Origin of the sequence: Pseudofulvibacter geojedonensis, assembly GCF_042675745.1 — a bacterium.
Classification (GTDB): Bacteria; Bacteroidota; Bacteroidia; order Flavobacteriales; family Flavobacteriaceae; genus Pseudofulvibacter; species Pseudofulvibacter geojedonensis.
Genome location: NZ_JBHTJM010000005.1, coordinates 1 through 15191, shown reverse-complemented (window position 1 = coordinate 15191; position 15191 = coordinate 1). Strand labels below are relative to the sequence as shown.

At 31.5% G+C, this 15191-nt stretch carries 12 protein-coding genes; 8 read left to right on the top strand and 4 right to left on the bottom strand.

Going from position 1 to position 15191, the window contains the following annotated elements; genetic code table 11:
* Positions 1-44: 44 nt before the first annotated feature.
* The 6 genes from ACFQ1O_RS03800 (at position 45) to ACFQ1O_RS03775 (ending at position 8553) form a co-directional block, all read left to right on the top strand.
* Complete coding sequence (locus ACFQ1O_RS03800) at positions 45-908, top strand: abortive infection system antitoxin AbiGi family protein (protein ID WP_377713515.1); 864 nt, start codon at positions 45-47, stop codon at positions 906-908.
* Positions 909-1167: 259 nt separating this feature from the next.
* Positions 1168-2499 carry a hypothetical protein gene (locus ACFQ1O_RS03795; RefSeq protein ID WP_377713513.1) on the top strand — a complete coding sequence of 444 codons (1332 nt, stop codon included), beginning with the start codon at positions 1168-1170 and terminating at the stop codon, positions 2497-2499.
* Between the two features lie 137 nt (positions 2500-2636).
* Entirely contained in the window at positions 2637-4175 is a 1539-nt protein-coding gene (locus ACFQ1O_RS03790) for a hypothetical protein (protein WP_377713511.1), read from the top strand.
* 90 nt (positions 4176-4265) lie between these two features.
* Complete coding sequence (locus ACFQ1O_RS03785; RefSeq protein WP_377713509.1) at positions 4266-5885, top strand: hypothetical protein; 1620 nt, start codon at positions 4266-4268, stop codon at positions 5883-5885.
* 25 nt (positions 5886-5910) lie between these two features.
* On the top strand, positions 5911-6687 hold the full coding sequence (locus ACFQ1O_RS03780; RefSeq protein ID WP_377713507.1) for a GH25 family lysozyme: 777 nt from the start codon (positions 5911-5913) through the stop codon (positions 6685-6687).
* Between the two features lie 120 nt (positions 6688-6807).
* On the top strand, positions 6808-8553 hold the full coding sequence (locus ACFQ1O_RS03775; protein WP_377713505.1) for a DUF6119 family protein: 1746 nt from the start codon (positions 6808-6810) through the stop codon (positions 8551-8553).
* Between the two features lie 17 nt (positions 8554-8570).
* On the opposite strand, the gene ACFQ1O_RS03770 is transcribed toward ACFQ1O_RS03775, so the two are convergent.
* Positions 8571-9674 (bottom strand): DUF4407 domain-containing protein, encoded by a 1104-nt coding sequence (locus ACFQ1O_RS03770; protein WP_377713503.1) that lies wholly within the window; start codon positions 9672-9674, stop codon positions 8571-8573.
* Positions 9675-9939: 265 nt separating this feature from the next.
* On the opposite strand from ACFQ1O_RS03770, the gene ACFQ1O_RS03765 reads away from it, so the two are divergent.
* The gene (locus tag ACFQ1O_RS03765; RefSeq protein WP_377713501.1) at positions 9940-10782 is read left to right on the top strand and encodes a hypothetical protein; all 843 of its coding nucleotides are present in this window, start codon (positions 9940-9942) and stop codon (positions 10780-10782) included.
* A 71-nt stretch (positions 10783-10853) separates the two neighbouring features.
* Here the strand turns inward: ACFQ1O_RS03765 and ACFQ1O_RS03760 are convergent, their stop codons facing one another.
* On the bottom strand, positions 10854-12644 hold the full coding sequence (locus ACFQ1O_RS03760) for a M56 family metallopeptidase (RefSeq protein ID WP_377713499.1): 1791 nt from the start codon (positions 12642-12644) through the stop codon (positions 10854-10856).
* A gap of 3 nt (positions 12645-12647) precedes the next feature.
* Positions 12648-13013, bottom strand: coding sequence for a BlaI/MecI/CopY family transcriptional regulator (locus tag ACFQ1O_RS03755; RefSeq protein WP_377713497.1), 366 nt, complete (start codon positions 13011-13013; stop codon positions 12648-12650).
* A 178-nt stretch (positions 13014-13191) separates the two neighbouring features.
* On the opposite strand from ACFQ1O_RS03755, the gene ACFQ1O_RS03750 reads away from it, so the two are divergent.
* The gene (locus ACFQ1O_RS03750) at positions 13192-14568 is read left to right on the top strand and encodes a M28 family metallopeptidase (protein WP_377713495.1); all 1377 of its coding nucleotides are present in this window, start codon (positions 13192-13194) and stop codon (positions 14566-14568) included.
* A gap of 373 nt (positions 14569-14941) precedes the next feature.
* On the opposite strand, the gene ACFQ1O_RS03745 is transcribed toward ACFQ1O_RS03750, so the two are convergent.
* The coding region (locus tag ACFQ1O_RS03745; protein ID WP_377713493.1) for a T9SS type B sorting domain-containing protein at positions 14942-15191 on the bottom strand (250 nt) is incomplete at its 5' end.

Here is a 15191-nt window from a genome sequence, read left to right as displayed (position 1 = left end):
ATACAAACCGTCAGGGGTAATACAAAAAACTTTGGAAATAATTAATGAAATTAAGCTCTAACACACTTTTTCACTTTACGCGAGAAAAAGATTTTCTTGTCAGCATTCTTCGAAACGGAATTTTTATTAGATATAGTTTAGAAACTTATGGAAAGATATTAAAATCAAAAAGCGAGTTAGTTCTACCAATGTCTTGCTTCTGTGACATTCCATTATCACAAATAAGTGAACACCGAAAAAAATATGGAAGTTATTCTATTGGATTATCAAAGGAATGGGGATTAAAAAATGGTTTAAGCCCAGTTTTATACACTCACGCAAAGTCAGAAACAGCTAAGGTTTTAAATACTCTTTCTGCAAATCTTGAGAATATATTTGACATCGAAAACAGCGAAGAAAACCAGAAATTACTCAAAGAGTATGGATACAAAGATGAAGAAATAGATTTAGTTAATAGCGGTCAATATTTAGCGAGCAAACAAGTGCGCGAAAAAAATGAAGAGTTGTCTAAACAATTAGGTCATTTTCTTAAATACGTAAAACCGTATAGCGGAACTGGATATAGCAACGGTAATGAATTTAGGCAAGTGAAATTTTATGATGAACGAGAGTGGCGTTACGTACCACCGAAAGAATTATTACAAAAAATAGAAATCAAGGACATTTATAAGCGTGAATTTTACACCGATGAAGTTAAGCGCCGATATATAAATATGCGATTGGCTAAGCATAAAAAGTTAACATTTAAGCCAAAGGATATAAAGTTTATTGTCGTCGAGAAAGAAGATGAAATACCACCAATGATAGAAAAATTGAGAGAAATTTTTGGACAAAATAGTTCTTACAATGATTTAATGATATTAAATTCAAGAATAATTTCGCTTGAACAAATAATTGAGGACCTGTAAGTACTACACCTAACAATGTGTATAATTCATTGCTGGCTGATTTTTCCTTGGGGGAAATCATCGGACAACTTCAATGGGTTGTGATTTATTTGCTAATTTTCATCTAAACACAACCGTAACTACTCATAGCCGATACCGTTAGAAACAACTTCACAGTCTTTTTATACAAGGTTTAAATCACGTATTTCTACTCATAACTAGGCGAGATTAGCTCATTATATTTGGTTGTATTAACTAGAACTAATAAAACCAATATATCATGAGTCAGAATGCTTACCAAAAAATTAGATTTATAGGCTATGCCGTACCTACTACACCAGCAGATGTGGTAGATATAGGAAACCCTAATGGGCCAGGTGCTGTAGCCGGTTATTACTTAGCCAATAAAGATATTTATGCAGATATAGATGCGCGTATTGCTATTATGAAAAACGCAGTAGATACTGCGGTTAATAATTTACCAAAGTCAGACGGAACTACACTAAATTTTTTTGTAGCACCAGAGTTTTACTTTCATGGAGTTCACGGCCCTTATATCTATACAGACGAGTCTAACGATCCGTTAACCTATTTAAAGCAACAGTTAGAAGCTACTTTTGTAAATGATAACTACCAAGATTGGACTTTTGTTTTTGGGTCTTGCATTACCACACTGGTAAAAGATATAGATGCGGTGTATGCATCAGACAGTGCAACTACTAGAAACGATGTAGTAGCCAATCTTTCTAAAAATTGGTTAGAATCGTACGGGCCTTTACAAGGAGTTATTTTCGATATGCTTATTAACTTTATTAAAAACTGTCACGCTTATCCAAATTGCGAAGTACGTAACAGAAGTATTATAGTTAGTAACGCTAAAGTGAGCACACCTGATGGTGCTGCTACTGCTAATACCATGACAACAGAAAAGTATTATTGCTCTAACGAAGACTTTTTATTGTATACAACCAATGGTTCTACAGTAGTAACCGAGCAAATGGTGGCTTACCCAATAATAGATTTATCTGCTGGAGATGCCAAGCAAAAACTAGATGATGAGTACGCTATTTTTAATCAAGAAGGAACTGCCACAACTACACAAATGGGTGTAGAAATTTGCTTAGATCATGCAGATGTAAGGTTAAGAGGAAATATAGACAATGAACCAAGTACGGTATCGGGTATTAACGTTCATATTATTCCATCATGCGGTATGCAAATTAGCGATAATGCAATTGCGGCGGTAGCTAATGGTTTTGTGTTTAATTGCGACGGTCAGTATGTTTTAAACAATAAAGCAACAGGAGCAGGAGCCATTCAAGATGTAAACTCTGTATATGCCAATTATGCTAATAAAGTAACGTACAACAACAAAGCTATTTCTTACGGAGCGCATACCCAATTTGCACAAGTATTAACGGGTGCTGTAAAAGGAAATCCTAATGCTACAGGTGCAGCTAATGCAACAACTCAAGAGCAAAACGCTACAACTTGCTTAAAAGTATATACGGTTGCTACACCAGCAGCATTGAACTTTACAAGTTACTTTGCTGGCGGACCAGGAGAGATCCATATTTACGGAGGAGATACCCCGTTTGAGTTAAATTCTTAATTAGAAGATATTCTTAAAAAGACAGAGGCTTACATGAACTTGTAAGCCTTTTTGTAAAAAACACGTATTTCTACTCGCAACTAGGTTTAACTCACTCCCTATATTTGGTTTTATTAAACAACTAACACCAATTTAAAATGTTAAAAAGTATAAAAACCAATAGTTTAGCTATAGGGGTTCTACTAGCAGCAACGGTATTTACCAGCTGTAAAGAAGAAGTAGTAGTAGAAGAGAATATAGCTGTAAATGTTACAGAAGCACCAATAAGTTCGAATTCTTTTATTGCAGATCCGATGCCTAAAAAGTTAATTAGCGGAACATCATTCCCTACAGATTCGTTACTTATTAATAAATGGATAAGCAACCCCAAATACGATAATGTAAAGGCGGGTAATTTTGAAAACAATCCAGATATTATTACCCACGGATGGGATATTTGGCATGCATTAACTGCATACACAGGAGAGAGTTACGACAATCAGAAATTAAGAAGATTTGAAACTTGGTATACGCCAGATGATATTAAAAGAGCTTTAACAGAACAGCTTATAAATGAAAAAAAGGTGACTTTAAAGAGTATTCAAAGAAACCGTGGAAAATTAAAAACACCTAGTCAATTTCATACTGGTAAAAGTATAACTACATCTACTGGAGATATTGTGAGTTTTGTAAAGTACGATCCCTCTGCTGCTAATCATATTTTTGATAACAAGTTGTTTTTCGAAAGTACTTTAAATGCTTTAAGTGAGTCGGGTGCTAATTTTCCTGAAATAGCAGATTTTCCAACTAGTGGCGTAACCTTAAAACCAGTTTTTGATCCACTTACAGAAGCAGATTTAGCTCCAGAAAAATGTGCTGATTGTTATAAAATATCTGTTTGGCCAGGAGAACAAAATAATCCGGAAAGAAAATTTGGAGAAGATGATTGGAATACCTTTGTTTATGTAACTCTAACAGGTAATACAGATGCCGCTAAAAAGATCTATTCAGTTAATGAATTCATTAATTTTAAGGCAGATGAAGCTATTGCTAAATCAAGAGATATTAAAAAAGGAGACTTTTTAATTCTTAGGGCAATGCACGTTACTACTAGAGAAATAAAAAGATGGGCATGGCAAACATTTTGGTGGTCTCCAACTCCAAAATTACCATTTGAACCTAGCTCAAATACTATTGCAGACTTACAGCCAGATCAATTAGATAGTGCTGCTAAACATTACGCTATGGCTATTGCTTATAGTATGGTAAAACCTGTACAGCCTTATTACGGTGGTTCGGGTAAAAATGCCAATTCTTTATATGCATACAACCCATATTTAGAAGCTAGTTTTGGTCCGTACCAAGTTATTAAAGATAATGTGGCTATCGGAGGTACTTTTTCTACTGGAGATCAATACATTCAGGCTTATGGTATAGACCAAAGAGTAGGAGGTAAGTTAAATCAGTTTGGTATGCAAACCAATTGTATGAGTTGTCACGGACAGGCAAGATATATTCCAGGAATTACTACTACAGATAGTTCTAGTCATTTGTATATTACCGACCAGTATTTTGATTTAAAAGCACCATATTTTAAAGACGCAGTTAAATTAGATTTTACGTGGAGTATACAAGGAAATTTAATGGACGATAAGGCAATAGCAGCTTCAGGTAAAGAAAGCGCAGAAGTGAAATAATTAAAAAATAGAAAAAGCGGAAGCTACTTAGGGAGCATCCGCTTTTTTTCAAGGTAAAATCTTATTTAAAACTAACTAAAACCTCTAAAAATGAAATCTTTTTTAAATAGCTCACTATTTTTTGCTGTAGTGCTAGCACTTTTAATTACTTCGTGTAAAGACAAAGAGCATCACCATAATAATGAAGTGTATTCAGAAATTCCTTCTCCAGTAACATTTTCGCCTAATATACCAGTAGATGTAGATCCACTACTACAAGAAAAATTAAAAAAGGAGAAAAACATCTATAAATTAAACGAAGCTTTTAACGAGTACAGTTGGCAAGCGCTGGTAGCTATTAACTGGCCAAGAGATGAACAAGGAAATGCAATGCCAAACTTTACAGACAAAGGTGAAGCAACCTGGTTAGGTTGGAAAGAAGCTTTTCAGGTATATCGTAAAGACGGATTAGCTCCTTCTTCTTGGGGTAGTCCAAGAACAGCGTCTGGTTTAGGTATTAGTAAAGAAATACTAAGTGCTACAGATGCTAGGTTGTTGTTACTATCAACTACGCCAACTGCAAAAAGGGATCAGAATATTGCAGATGAGGTAGACCAAGCATTTGCGGGTAAATTATTCGATCAGAATGGGAACGTAGTTGTTTATGAAGTTTTGATGAATAAAGAAGAGTATGATTATATAGTAGATAAGAAATTATATAATATCAACGGACAGTTGGCTTATACCAAGAAAAATCCTGAAGCAGATTTTCCGGCAGGAAATTATGAAAACAATGAATTAGGAGCTATAGAAATTAAATTTGCTTGGAAAATTTTAGAAGATACAGATTATAAAGAGCGCTATTTTACAGACGAAGGATATATTGTAGACGAAGAAACTAACGAATTGGTTAAAAAAGATTTGGGAATGATTGGATTCCATATTAGTCAAAAAACACCAACAGGTAAGCAATGGGTGTGGTCTACTTTTGAGCATGTAGATAATTTAAGAGAGAACCAAATAGAGAAAGATGGTAAAACGGTAAGAATCCCACCATCGTTACGTAATGCTGAGTGCGAAATTTGCCCAGCTAATGTAGATGTAACTCATAATAGTAGGTATGAGTTTAAAACAGATAAACACGGTAACTTTTGGGAAGTAACTACTAGAGGTGCACAAATAGAAGGAACTTCTCCTCCCAAGTATAAAGATTCTACCAAGGCAAGATATTATGCTAATAGTAATGTAATGAAAACGCAAGCTCACAGAATGGTAAATATTCCTTCTCGTGTACAGCGAATTAATGAGCGTATGCAAACCTATTTCAGACAGCAAAATAGTGTTTGGCAGTATTATGAATTAATAGATACGCAGTATCCGCTAAATCAAAATGTGCCTTCACCTCCACATGATGATGATAATTATGTGCTGCCTACTTCTGTAACCGATAAATCTGGTGGAGATACCAATATTGCCTTATTAACCAATATAACTATGGAAACTTTTTTTCAAAAAGGGAATCAATCTGCTTCTAATTTAATGGAAAATAATCCTACTAGTGATATTACAATTTATGGTACCGAAAGCTGTATAGGTTGTCATTCTAGTGCTGGAATTTATAATTCTTATACAAACGGAAAGTTAGGTAGTGGAGAGCAATTATCGGGAGATTTTAGTTGGTTGTTAGGAAGAGCACAGTGGGATAGCTCTAAACCAAAACCAACCGAGTAATTTATTCAATATAAAATAACTACTAATGAAGAAATATAAGAACTGTTTTTGGATGCTCTTTTTGGGTGTGATTTTGTTGTCATGTCAATCTAAAAAAGTGAATCCGATAGATAAAGAATCGGCTTCTAAACCTAAAAAAATTCTAGATACGGTGGATGCTACTAAAGAGAAAGTAAAGTTTGTATATGGAATAGACGTTTCTAAATATCAAGGAGATGAGATAGGTTTTTTAAGCAAAAAATCAGATAGTTTAAGCTTTGTGATTTGCAAGGCAACCGAGGGGATTACTTATATAGATCCAGATTTTAAACATAATTGGAATATGATTTCTGAAAAGAAATTTATTAGAGGAGCGTATCATTTTTACAGGTCTAATGATGATCCAAAGGCTCAAGCTAAAAACTTTATACAGGCACTGGCCTCCATAGAGAAAACAGATTTGCCACCAATTATAGATTTTGAAGAAGGAGGAATAGACCAAACACAATCTGTAGAACAAGTTCAATCAACTCTGTTAGTGTTTATAAATGCGGTAGAAAAGGCTTTAAATAGAAAAGTAATTATTTATACAGATATTAATACAGGTAATAAATATTTAAACAAATCATTGTTTGCTACCTATCCTTTATGGATAGCCAATTATAACAATAAGTCTCAACCAGATTTGCCAATTGCATGGAAAAAAAATAATTGGATTTTGTGGCAAAAAACGGCTAGTTATAAAATTGGCACAAACCTAAACGATTTTGATGTTTTTAATGGTAGTTTGTCAGATTTAAAGGGCTTTATAGAAGTAAATTAACTTTTGTGATTATCACTGTAAATAGTGAATTTTCAAATTCACTGATCTAAGTCATTTCTTACATTGTTTATTTTGATTAGATTTGAGGAGATTGACCTAAGTTATTTAAAGTAGAATAGTTTGAAACAGAACCCAACAATATATAAGCTTGAGAGTGTATATGAATTAATATCAGTAGCGGATAGAATTTCTAACCATTTGTCACTAAATAAAAAGCCTTCCATAATAAGAGATATTAAGGTTAATGATTATGATTCAAAATTGATAATTATTCAATCAATTGAGAAAGAATCTGAATGGGCAAAGTTTTTTCCAAAAGAATATGTAGATGGAATAACTCTTGAGTACCAGATTCCTTCTGTATTAATATTAGTTAGTACTCCTTCAGGGATTTTCGCAATAATTGGAGGAGCCTTTTATAAATATATTTTACCATTTCTTGATTCATCATATGGACTAAATACTTATTCAAGAATAATGAAACCTGTAGAAGATGAAATTATAACGATAAAAACTAGAGGTGTAACAGGTTTAAGAGCCGGAATGTCTGAGCAATTTAAAGATAATTATCGTTTGATGGATTATATAAAGTTTGGTAAAATTCCTACTGAACTAAAAATAAAACTATCAAGTGAAACAGCTGACCTTTATTTTAATCAATTTTTGACTAATAGGTCCCCCAATATAATTTTAAATATATCAAATGGTTTTAATATTAATAAAAAACTTTCTTTTCAAGAATTAGGTCTTTTAATTCAAATATTGGAACATATTGAAACTCAAAAAGCTGATGATTTCTTTAGTTCTTATAAAGAAATAACTAACAAGGATCAAATTGCTAATTCATTGAAACCTGCGATAATTAATGAATTATTCAATAAAAGAAATGATATTATTTCAAATACAGTTTCTAATTTTGATATTTGCTATCCTAATAAAATTGAAGATTTTTATAGTGCTGATGAGTATGAAATAAAGTTAAAAGAAGGAGAAAGGAAATATAAAAAAATTAGTAGAACAGCTGATAAAAGTGAAATTTTAAAAATTATTTTAACTTATTTAAATGAAGAGGGGTTTGATAAAAATTTAAATAACTTTAGTAATAAAATATACAACTTTTACATTTACACTTATAAAAATCAAAATAGTACTCCAATACTAAAAACAGCATTAATTTATCACCTAAATACAGAGATAAATATTAAAGGTTTAGGGAATTATATATACTTAGATTCTAAATGGTATAAATTACGCGAAATCTTTATAAATGAAATGAATGATCGGTGTACAGAAATTTTAAATGCTAATGATTTAAAAAATCAGGTTTTAAATGAAGAATGGGGAAAGAAGGAAAGTGGTAAAAGAGAAAATGAAGGGGTTTATAATGATAAGTATGATAAAGAAGGTTATTGGGTTTTAGATACAATATCTCCCAATTCAATTGAACTGGGAGATATAATACATTTTAATAATAATACTCTTTATATTTGTCATGTAAAGTATGGGTTTAGTACGGAAATGAGAGAACTTTATAGTCAAATAATTTCTTCTGCAAGAAGATTGAAAAATGATTTAAAGGACAATCAAAATAATTATTTAAGAGCTGTATATAAAAGTTTAGAATCCAAAGGTAAAAATAGAAATCTATCAGAAAATGAGTTTTTAAGTTTGTTCAAAACTACTGATAATATCAGGTATGTAATGTGTATTACAAGTCACTTAAAGAACAAACCATTACAAAATAAAATTAATAAATATAGATCAAATGTTGCTAAACTTTCTTTAATTCAATGTTATACAGAAATGAGAACAGAATATTATGATTTGTCATTTGAAATAATAAAAAATGACGCTTGTTTTTCTTAAATGTTTAAAATATTTTACTAAAACAATCCTCTTTTTTGTTTTTCAAAAAAGGCATCGGCTTGGGCTTGCATTAATTCGCGAGCCTTTTTTCGTTTGTAGCTATACAGTTCATCTTCTTCGGCTATATCGTTGTATATTTTGTTATTTAAGTTTTGATCTGTCTGTAAAATAACTTCACGTTCTTTTATGTTTTGAGTTACCCATGTTTTAACAGCTGTTTCTGCATCTTCTAGTTTATAATCATACTCACCCTTAGGAGATAATAACTTAGCAATAATAGGAGAGGTTTCTATGGCTAAGAACAACAAGAAAATAAAAAACGAAGGTAGCCAAGGCAACTTGCCTAAAGCGTTTACACGTGCCATTAGACCATCAAATCCGTCAATAATAGGTTGCGATGTACTTACTTGGTTTTTATACTCGCTGTCTAAAGCTAATAGCTCTGCTTCTTTAGCTGTTATTTTTGCTTGGTTATCCTCTTTTAAACTTTGTAATTCTTGCAATGCAGTATCGTGCTTTTCTCGTTTTTCTTTATAAACTGGCCCTTTACCTAATAGTTTGGTTCCTTCTCTACCTTCGGCCTCAGCTATATAGGTGTTGTATAAAGCATTTACTTCTGCTTCTTTACTTGTTATTTCGTTTTTAAGAGCAGTTATATCATTAGATAATGCTTCTTTTTTAGGTGTATATTGTAAAGCAATTTGGTCTTTATTATCTAAGGTCATTTGGTTTTTTTCAGTCAACAACACTTGGTTAATTTCTTTCTCAAATATTTTTAACTCTAAGGGTTTAGAAATTACAACCGCAATAATAATGGCCAATATAATTCTAGGTGTAGCTTGTAATAATTCGTCAAGAAAACTTTCTCTCTTTTTGATAGTAGATACAATAAAACGATCTAGATTAAAAATAAGCAAACCCCAAACTATACCAAAAAAAACAGCAGTAAGGTAATTATCAAAAACGGTATATAAAGCATAGCTAGCTGCAATAGTAGCCATTAAAGCTGTAAAGAATACAGTAGCGCCAATACCAGCGTATTTGTTTTTTTCTCCGTTAGAACAATGAGATAACAGTAGGGTATCTGCTCCAGAGCAGATAATAAAAAAGCGTTGTAACATGATGTGATTGATTGATGATATGTATTAGAACGCTAAATGTGTTGATTTGTTACATTAAAAATGAAAATATTTTGTTTATACAAATCGTAATACACTGTTAATTAATATTTTGCGATGTGTGATTTTCTTTTTTATAACAAGAAAACCTTTATATTTTCGTACATTTGCATCCGCGGTCTTCGATACAATTCTTTTGCATCGGCATAACTCTAAACCAGATTAGTAAATAACCAATAAGTATATACTAACCATAAAATTTAGAATTATGAAAAAGACAAGTAAACTGCTCGGTATTTTCTTGATTTTTATGCTATTTAGCATTTATCCATTATTAGCTCAAGAAAAGGAAAACCCCATGTATTTAACGGTTACTACGATGCATTGGAATATGGATCAGGAAGATTTTTCTATGAAAGACTGGAAAGCTGTAGAAAAAGAATTCTTAGATAAGGTCACCTCTAAAAATGAATACATATTAGCTACTAATTATGGCTTACATCACATGACAGCCGACAATACAGAGTTGGTATATGTGCAATTGTATAAGTCGTGGTCAGATATTGAGAAAGCTGGAGAAAAAAATAGCGAGTTAATTAAAGCTGCTTGGCCAGATAAAACAAAAAGAGAGGCCTATTTTAAAAAGCGAAGTGCTTATTATGCAGATAAACATTCCGATGAAATTTATGTTACTATGTCTGGAGCTAAACAAAGGGCTGAGGTTTCCAATGACCCCGTATTGTTTTACGTCCGTAAAAGTCATTTTGCATTTTCAGAAGAAGGAACCGATAAAGAGTTTAATGAATTGCGAGATGGATTTTTAAAAGAAGTAATTCATAAAAACCAGTATATAAAGGGGTATTACCCATATGCACATGCTTGGGGGTCTGACAGGCGCGATTATGTAGAAGTTTTTGTAGTAAATTCTTTAGCCGATTTAGAAAAAGCACTAGAAGAAATGGGGAATTTAAACAAAGCTCGATTTAAAAATAAGGCTGATCAAAAAACTTGGGATAAAAAAGTAGCCAAATATTTTACAGGTTATCATGGAGATTATGTGTATAAATCTGTGCCAGAATTAGCAAAGAGTTCATCAGTACCTAAAAAGTAACAATCAGAAAATAATAAGTGTCCTTTTATTAATCATAAAAGGACACTTATTTAATATTTAAAAGTAAAAGATTAGTCTAGTAAGGTTATTAAAATAGGTGGTTTTGTTTTTAAGCCATCTACCCTAATATCAAATAATTGAATTATTTGACCTTTATTAGCATTATCGATAACTTTTATTGCTTCGTCATTTAATATGCTACCAATACACGTTACAGTAGGTTTTTTAGGAGCTTTAACTCTAAATTGCATAATTATTTTACCATTTTCTTGTAATGATAAATAAGAGTTTTTTAATTGTTCTTTAGTCATTTGTAACATACAGCCTTCACAAACTTTACCGTTTATTTTAGCTCCAGGTCTATTTGTGTATTTTGATGGGCTTGGTTCTGGCCCTTTATAGTCGATTGTATATACTTCTAAAATGGGTTTCTTTAAGACCTTTCCAGATTCGTCTTTTCCACTAATAATAACTCTTTTTATAGTTTCAGAATCTAATTTTTTTACTTCTTTCATAGAAGTTTTTTTACCATTAATATAGCAGTATGCATCTGCGGGGTATTCTGGAGCTGGTAAAAATTTAGTTCCATCATTTTTAGGAAGCTTAAGGATTTTAGGTGGCTTAGGAGCAACAACACCTCTATAGTCTTTGGTAAAAACATCTAACCTAGGTTTTCCGGGTTTGTCTTTACCACTAACAAACACACTCTGAATATTTTCAGGATTTATTTCGTTCACCTCATTTATAGATGCTTTTTGATCATTGATGAAATAATCTGCGTCTTCAGGGTATGGAGGCGGAGGTGGAGGCGGTGGTGGACAATCAGGAAAAGGTTCTGCGTTTTTCTTTTGCTCAGGAGTCATTAATTTATAAATGTACTCCAACCTTTGTATATCTTTTAAGAGTACAACTCTGTTGTTTTTATCTTGCGCATTGTACTTCTTTGCAAGTTTATTATATTCAGCTACCATTTGTTTGGTTGCTTTTTCCTGATAAATAATTTCTTTAGTGCTAAAGCTAAAGAGTAATAAAGCTACTAGAGGTAGTATTAATAAACTACGTAGCCAAACCGTTTTTTTTGTGGTTTTAGTTTTCATGACTGTTAAACGTTTTTTGATTGATGAATAATTGATGGCATTAGCCAACCCGAAATAATTCGAGTATTCTAGAGTAGCATGTGATGAGTATGCTAGTAAAGTTTGTTGATAGGCTTTAGTTTCATATCCTTTATTTATAACTGCTTCGTCTGCTAAAAACTCATGATTTAGTTTAATAGCTCTTTTGTATAAATAAATAAGTGGGTTAAACCAAAATAGTATATGTAAACACTCTAGTAATAAAATATCTACACTATGTTTCTGCTTAGCATGTGCTTCTTCGTGTGCTATTACTGATTTAGGAATACTATTATTGTTATATTCCGTTTTATTTATAAATATGTATTTTAAAAAAGTATGAGGAACTATCAATTCTTTTAATAACACTTTGGTTGTGTTTTCTGAAGTGTTTTTTTCATTTGCCTGTATCTTTTTTGCCATTAACCAAAGGTTCTTAATAAAGAAGAATAGAAATATTCCCGATATGAAAGCGTAAATAGTTAAAAATATAATCTCTATACTTAGAGTTTTCTCTTCTGGAATATCTTCAATTATAGAGATTGTATTTGAATTAGGTAGTACTTCCATAGCCTTTACATATTCAAAAGAAGTATAACTAGTTAAGGGTATTATAAAAGATAGCAGTAAGCTTACTAGTAAGTAATAACGTTTTAATTTGTGAATAGATTCTTTCTCTAATAACAGTTTATAAAAGATCAAAAAAATAGCTAAACAAGCAGCAGATTTTAATAAATAGACTCCCATAAGTTACTTCTTTTTAATTTCGTTGTCTATAATAGATTTCAACTCTTCTAATTGCTCCTTACTCATATTGGTTTTTTGGGTAAAAAATGAGGCAAATTGTGAAGTGCTATTGTTAAAAAAGTTTTTTATCAAACTATTTACATGACTAGAAAAATAATCTTCTTTTTTTATCAACGGATAGTATTCTCTAGATTTACCATATAAGGTATAATCTATAAAACCTTTTTCTCTCATTCTTTTTAAAAGCGTTGCTAATGTAGTTGTAGCTGGTTTAGGATCTTTATATGCTTCTAATAAATCTTTCATGAAAGCTTTTTCTAGCTTCCATAAGTTATTCATTAATGTTTCTTCTGTTTTACTCAATTTCATATTCTACAGTATTAGAACTTACTCTACAAATGTAGAGAATAAAATCATATTCTACAAATGTAGAGGTGTTTTTTTGGTTATTCTTATAACATTTGTATAGAATTTAAAGGCTTATGTATTATAATTTTATAATGGATTTTATTTTTTGTAAATTGATGACCCCGAAAAAAACGTAAACATGAAAAAACTACTACTATTATTAGCTATTTGTTTTTTAGCTAATGTAAATGCTCAACAATCAATTTTAGATTTAGTTAATCAAACGAATAATGCCAATATAACTACTTTGGTAAAAGAATTATCTGGAGAACAAGCTACTACAGTTGGAGGATCTCCCGTAACTATTACCCATAGAGTTAGTGATAATGATAATAATTTAGCAGCCAATTATATTAAGGAGCGATTAGAAGCTACAGGTTTAACAGTAGTTGAAAATAATTACTCATCGGGCGGTAGAAATATTATTGCAACTCAAACTGGTGTTAATAATCCTAACGATATTTATATTATTGGAGCCCATTATGATTCTGTAGCTAATTATTGTGCAGACGATAATGCAAGTGGTACGGCAGCCGTAATTGAATTGGCAAGAATGTTAGCTCCTCATTGTTTAGATAAGACCTTAATATATGCTTTGTGGGATGAAGAAGAAATAGGTTTGAGAGGAAGTAGAGCTCATGCTCAAGCTTTAAAAGCAGCAGGGGCAAATGTTTTAGGTGTTATGAACATAGATATGATGGCTTTTGATGGTGATGATGATAATGATTTTGATATTGATGTTAGAAATATTGCTGGTTCAGTAGCGTTTAAAGATCAAATAGTAGCAGTGTTAAATGATACAACTTACGGATTTAATTTAAATGTTAATGTGGTTAATCCAGGAACAGGGGCAAGTGATCATGGTTCTTTCTGGAATGAAGATTATTCTGCTCTTTTGTTTGGAGAATCATGGCATAATAATGATAAAACTACTGGTTATCACACATCAAACGATAGAGATAATTTGTTCAATTATCCTTATTATTATGAAATGTTTAAATTGGTCGTTGCATCTATGGCAACTATGGTAAATCCAATTTTCATTAATAAAACAGTTGCTCAAAACGCATCAAATTTAACCGCTAACGAAACTTCTGCTACATCTTACCAATGGGTAGATTGTAATAATTCTAATGCCCCAATAGCTGGAGCTACAAATCAAACATTTGCACCTTCATCTAGTGGGACTTATGCTGTTCAGATAACCAAAGGTAATTGTACTAAAACATCAGATTGTATAGCTTTTGTTGTATTGTCTTCAGAAGATTATGAATTAAAAAATATTACAGTATTCCCTAATCCTGCTAAAGAGCTTATTCAAATAGAAGGTTTAAATGATACTTATTCTAATATTGATATTTCCATTAAAGCAATCAACGGTCAAGAAGTTTTAAAAACTAAATTAGATAGAAACAAACCAGAAGTTAATATTAAATCGTTGGCGAATGGAGCATATTTAATAAAGCTTAGTTTAGATAATGGTAAAGAGAAAATGTTAAAGTTTATAAAAGAATAAATATTTAAAAAAACATTTCAAAACATAGAAAGCCATTTCATTAGAGGTGGCTTTTTTAGTTTCAAATGTTAGATTGTCAAATTCAAATACTATATATAAGATTAGCTAAATAGAAAAGGGTATAAATATCTCCTGTGGTTCTTAGTTGGTAAATAACAGGTAAGCCACTACACTTTCTTGATAACTACGTTAGCTTTAAGGTACAATTTGTTATTATAAAAAAAACCATTAGTTTGTAAACTAGTGGTTTTTTCACCCCAAAAAAATTACTTTATATGCTTGTAATTAAGCGTGTTATAAATATACGTAAGTTTACTGAATAAAAAAATACCCGATATCGGGTATTTTTTTATTTCATCTAAAAGAATGCTATTTATCTTTTAAGCGAGAAGTTAGCTTTAAATTCTTTTTGCTGATTATTTTCTATATATATAATTTTAAACCAGTAATCTGTAGAAGGCATAGGGCTACCATTATAGGTACCATCCCAACCAGCTCCATCTGGATCTAATTGTTTTAATAGTTTACCAAATCTATCGAAGATGTAAATCTGAGAGATTGGAATACCATCTATACCGTGAATCATCCAAGTGTCATTAGCTCCATCGCTGTTAGGAGAGAAG

What these genes read in the sequence shown, in the direction of transcription:
- ACFQ1O_RS03750 (WP_377713495.1), top strand. Translation starts at nt 13,192, where the DNA reads ATGAAAAAACTACTACTATTATTAGCTATTTGTTTTTTAGCTAATGTA.
- ACFQ1O_RS03765 (WP_377713501.1), top strand. Translation starts at nt 9,940, where the DNA reads ATGAAAAAGACAAGTAAACTGCTCGGTATTTTCTTGATTTTTATGCTA.
- ACFQ1O_RS03755 (WP_377713497.1), bottom strand. Translation starts at nt 13,013, where the DNA reads ATGAAATTGAGTAAAACAGAAGAAACATTAATGAATAACTTATGGAAG.
- ACFQ1O_RS03785 (WP_377713509.1), top strand. Translation starts at nt 4,266, where the DNA reads ATGAAATCTTTTTTAAATAGCTCACTATTTTTTGCTGTAGTGCTAGCA.
- ACFQ1O_RS03800 (WP_377713515.1), top strand. Translation starts at nt 45, where the DNA reads ATGAAATTAAGCTCTAACACACTTTTTCACTTTACGCGAGAAAAAGAT.
- ACFQ1O_RS03780 (WP_377713507.1), top strand. Translation starts at nt 5,911, where the DNA reads ATGAAGAAATATAAGAACTGTTTTTGGATGCTCTTTTTGGGTGTGATT.
- ACFQ1O_RS03770 (WP_377713503.1), bottom strand. Translation starts at nt 9,674, where the DNA reads ATGTTACAACGCTTTTTTATTATCTGCTCTGGAGCAGATACCCTACTG.
- ACFQ1O_RS03795 (WP_377713513.1), top strand. Translation starts at nt 1,168, where the DNA reads ATGAGTCAGAATGCTTACCAAAAAATTAGATTTATAGGCTATGCCGTA.
- ACFQ1O_RS03760 (WP_377713499.1), bottom strand. Translation starts at nt 12,644, where the DNA reads ATGGGAGTCTATTTATTAAAATCTGCTGCTTGTTTAGCTATTTTTTTG.
- ACFQ1O_RS03790 (WP_377713511.1), top strand. Translation starts at nt 2,637, where the DNA reads ATGTTAAAAAGTATAAAAACCAATAGTTTAGCTATAGGGGTTCTACTA.